The sequence below is a fragment of the Microvirga sp. P4_G7 genome (assembly GCF_056401005.1).
Map to the genome: position 1 here is coordinate 1 of NZ_JBFUKD010000508.1, position 2805 is coordinate 2805.

2 protein-coding genes are annotated in these 2805 nt (G+C 64.3%); both read right to left on the reverse strand.

Features of this window, described 5'->3' with window-relative positions; all coding sequences use genetic code 11:
• Positions 1-2076, reverse strand: a 2076-nt coding sequence (locus AC1DT3_RS17120) for a bifunctional [glutamine synthetase] adenylyltransferase/[glutamine synthetase]-adenylyl-L-tyrosine phosphorylase (RefSeq protein WP_477466440.1), incomplete at its 3' end; no start/stop codon positions are given.
• A 35-nt stretch (positions 2077-2111) separates the two neighbouring features.
• The coding region (locus tag AC1DT3_RS17125; protein WP_477466441.1) for a sensor histidine kinase at positions 2112-2805 on the reverse strand (694 nt) is incomplete at its 5' end.

The window sequence follows — 2805 nt, forward strand, 5'->3', positions numbered from 1 at the left end:
GCCGTGCTCCGCTTCGAAGGCCAGGCGCACCTGTACGAGCCACACCTGAATGATCGCATCGGCAACCGACGCATAGGCTTCGCCAGCTAGGGCCGGCGACAGAATGTCGGAGAGGAGGCGCGCGCCGGTGACGAACCGCATCTGCCGGGCGGTGTCACGCGCGCGGTCGAGAAAGTCCTCGAAATCGCCAGGAGCGCCGATCATCTGGCGCACCTGATCGCGAATGGCGGCATGATCGTTGAACGGCACGCCGAAGGCGGGGTCGATGAGAGCGTCGAGCACATGCGGCGATTGGGCGACCGTATCGGCGAGCCGCGGCGCCGTGCCGAGGAGATCGGCGAACCGCAGACGCAGGCGCTCGTGCGATTGCAGGATGGTGAGGAGTTCGACGACGGCCGGCATGCGGCCGAAGGCGCGATCGAGCGCGGCGAGCGCGCCATCGGGATCCGCCGTACCGCCGAGCGCGGAGAGCAGGGACGGGATCAGCTCCGTGAGAACTTCGCGCGCCCGCGCGCTGGTGATCGCCGAGCGTCGCCCGAAATGCCAACCGCGGACGGTTTCGGCAACCTGTTCGGGATGTTGAAATCCCATCCGCCGCAACGTCGCCAGCGTCTCGGGATCGTCGGTCGTGCCGGTGAAGACGAGGTTGCCCACATCGGAGGCCAGTTCCGGTGCTTCCTCGAACAGCATGGCATAGTGCCCCTGCACAATCCGGGCTTGCGTCGTGAGCGCTTTTCCGAAAGCGGCGATGCTGGGATAACCGCAGAACTTCGCAAACTGTTTCAGCTGCTCTTCGTCGGCAGGAAGCCGCTGCGTCTGCTCGTCCGCGACCATTTGCAGGCGGTGCTCGATGGAACGCAGGAAGCGATAGGCGGTCGTCAACTCGTCGCGAGCCTTGTCGGTGATCCAGCCTTCGTCACGCAATTCCACCAGCATGTCGAGCGTGCGCCGTCCACGCAACTTGGGTCGGCGTCCACCGAACACCAGTTGCTGCGTCTGAACGAAAAACTCGATCTCGCGGATACCGCCGCGCCCGAGCTTGATGTCGTGCCCTGCAACGGCGATCTCGTCGTGCCCACGCACCGCGTGGATCTGACGTTTCATGGCATGGACATCCGCGATCGAGGCGAAGTCGAAATATTTGCGCCAGATGAAAGGGCGCAGTTCCGTGATGAAACGCTCACCGAGACCGATGTCGCCGGCAACCGCACGGGCCTTGATCAGCGCCGCGCGCTCCCAGTTCTGTCCGACCGTTTCGTAATAGGTATAGGCGGACGCCAACGACACCGCCGTCGGCGTGGAGCCGGGATCGGGACGCAACCGATAATCGACCCGATGCACGAAACCGTCGGCGGTCCTCTCCTGCAGGAGCCGGGCCAGTTGCTGGGCGAGACGTGTGTAGACGGTCGGCGCCTCGGCGCCATCCGGCAACGGCGCATTCTCGGGATCGAAGAAAACGACGAGATCGATATCGCTCGAGTAATTCAGCTCGCCCGCCCCGTGCTTGCCGAGGGCGAGGATCGTGAATCCCGATTGTTCGCCGGGATTGTCGGGATCGTGAAGATTGATGCGCCCGAGGGCGGCCATTTCGGTCAGCACCATGTTGACGCCGCCATGGACCGACGCGTCGGCGAAATCGGACAAGGATTGGATGATCGTTTCGACGGTCCAAACTCCGCCGAGATCGGCGAGAGCGACGAGGAGCGCGTGGGCGTTTCGGTTCTGCCGGAAACGACGAACGACCTCGTCGCGATCGATCTCGCCGCTGCGGAAACGAAGAAACAGGCTGGCCTGATCCGCAACCAGTGCGTCGTGCGACGCTTCGGGAGCGTCGAGGATGAGACCGGCGAGACGAAGCGGATCGGCGCAGGCCAATTGCCATAGGAACGGCGAATGATCCGCCACACCGAGCAGCAGGGGGCGAAGACGCTCGTCGTCGAGATGCGACGCGAGGAGCGCCGGCTCGTCGTGCCGCTTGAGCGCGTCCGTCAGGTCCTTCAGCCTCGCCTTGGCGCGTTTCGCGTCGGAAACGAGAGGCGCCTGGGTCAGGCGTTGGAGAAGGCTTGCATCCGACATGGCGAGGGGATCCTGGAGGTCTCGCCCCGACTCTTCTACGAGGATGGAGGCTCCTTCAAGGGCAAGGTGAGAACCGCCCTCAGTCCGGGCTCGTTATCCTCAAGCTTGAAGGTCCCGCCATGGAGGCGCGCCACGGCGGACACGAGACTGAGCCCGAGCCCGAAGCCAGGGCTCGAACGGGCGCTCTCGAGTCGAACGAACCGCTCCAGAACCCGGCCGCGCTCGTCCTCGGGAATACCCGTTCCGTGATCGGCGACGGTGATGACGGCATCGGCGCTGCGCCGTGATGCGGTGACTTCGACAGCGGCGCGGCTTGCGTCACGCGTCCCGTATTTGAGCGCGTTGTCGAGGAGGTTGGCGAGAGCCTGACCGAGAAGCTCCCGGTTGCCGTGGACCGTCAATCCCGCCTCGATCGCGACTTGGAGGGGTATGCCGGCCTCTTCGGCGAGCGCCTCGTACAGTTCGGCGACATCGGACACGACGCCGCTCGCGTCGAAATCCGACAGCTCTTCGCGCGCGTTACCGGCTTCGAGGCGAGCGATCATAAGAAGCGCATTGAAGATCCGGATGAGATTGTCGCTTTCCTCGATATTGGCTTCGAGGGCATGGCGAAGTTCTTCCGGCGTCTTCGCCGTTCGCAGCGCTTCGTCCGCCTTGTTGCGCAAGCGCGTGAGCGGGGTCTTCAAGTCGTGCGCGATGTTGTCGGACACCTCCTGCATGCCCTTCATC